This window comes from Mesorhizobium sp. P3_A9 (assembly GCF_056402975.1).
This window is the reverse complement of record NZ_JBFUGJ010000647.1, coordinates 1-1,620: the sequence shown is the minus strand read 5'-3', so window position 1 is coordinate 1,620 and position 1,620 is coordinate 1. Positions and strand designations below refer to the sequence as shown.

General features: G+C 64.0%; 1 protein-coding gene. It reads right to left on the bottom strand.

Annotated features, from left to right (window positions below; genetic code table 11):
* Positions 1 to 1,311: hypothetical protein (locus tag AC1DX0_RS35635; protein WP_477359151.1), on the bottom strand; the 1,311-nt coding region annotated here is incomplete at its 3' end.
* Positions 1,312 to 1,620 lie beyond the last annotated feature (309 nt).

The window sequence follows — 1,620 nt, the reverse complement described above, 5'->3', positions numbered from 1 at the left end:
GGCGTTGCCAAGACGCGAATTGATGTAGCCGTAGGAACGATGCGCATAGGGACTGGTCGGGCCCATCTGCACGGCGCGATGGGCGAATGTGATGGCCTTCTCGATCGTCGCATCCGGTGGATAGGCATAGTGATCGTTCACGGCCTCCAGGTGCAACGAGGCGAGTTCGGAGTAAACCAGCGACGATTTCGCGCCGTTCTCGGCCAGGGTTTCCAGGCAGCGGTAGGCGGCCTCGTGGGTTCTGGCGTTCTGGTCGAGATAGTATTTGCCGTTGAGCAGCAGGCACTGCGTCAGGCCGTTCTGAATGCCGCTCTGCTCGATATAGTTGTAGATCGTGCCGGACGCGGGCAGTGCCGAACTGAGGATGCCGGCGATACGGTCCTCGACTACCGACGGCGCGCTGTCGGCGGCGGTCAGGTTGCGTGACAAAAGAACCCGTCCGGTCGCTACGCTCTGCAGTTCGACGGTGATGTCGCTGGCGCCCGGCCCAGGCAGGACATCGAACATAAAGCTCGTTGCACTGGCGACCGGATCGGTCTTGTCGACAGTGTCGCGACCGATGAAGTCGATCGTGTCGAAGCCGCTCAGGCCGGCGCGCAGCGACGCGGCGACGCGGCTGGCGTCGGTGCCGCTGGCCTTGACGGCGATATAGACAAGCGGCAGGGCCTCACTCATGGGGGACGGCGCGATGCTGCCGGTCAGGCCGGCGGTCTCGAACGTCGCCGGCAAGTCGCCGCCGGCCAGCAACGCGCCGCTGCCCTGACGCAGGATCAGGACACCGAGCATGGCGATGACGACAGCGATCGCCATCCAGAAGAACCCGAGATGGCGCACCACCGAGCGTACGGGGGCTGCCGGTGCCAACAATGCGGCGGCTGCAAGGGTATCCGCGGCAGCGCCAGGGTGCTCGGATGGAGCCGCCGCCGCTTGCGTCGGCTCGGCGGGCTTCGTTGCGTCCGGCAAACGGATCGCGTTGAGCTCATAGGCCGGGACGTAGCCGCCGCGTGGAATGGCGATGCGGACGGGCTCGGCGACGCCTTCATTGGCGAAATACTGCTGCAGCAATTCGCGCAGCCTGCCTGCCTGCACACGCACCACGGCATCGGTCGACGGATCGAAATCGCCGTCCTTGCCGAAGACATCCATGGCGATGGAAAAGCCCTTGAGCCTGTCGCCTTCGCCGGCCTGCTCGCGTTCCACAAGATAACGGATCAGCTTGCGCGCCCGCTCGGATCGCCCGAACGTTTCGCTGGCAAGCAGTCGCTCCAGTGTCTCGCGCACTGCGGGGGCGGCAGGCGTGGCATGCTGCAAGTGTCGATCCTCTCGAAGTCGGCACAGGTTGAGGCGCGATCATATAGGGCTCGCACCACCACACAAGTGTACACCCATTATGCGATCGCGTACCTAACCGGATAATTTTCCGGTGGTTAATGGCGCGGCCGATGTCGGCTCCATGAGGAGAGCCGCCGCCAGTATCAGCCATTCGAGGCCAAGGCCTTGTTCGGGCTTGAAAAAATGATTGGCGCGAGAGCCGTTCAGATCTCGCGCCAATCATCGATAAACGCTACCGCGCCTTGCGGCCGACGATACGGTTGGCGGCCGAAGTCACCGCTTCCAGCG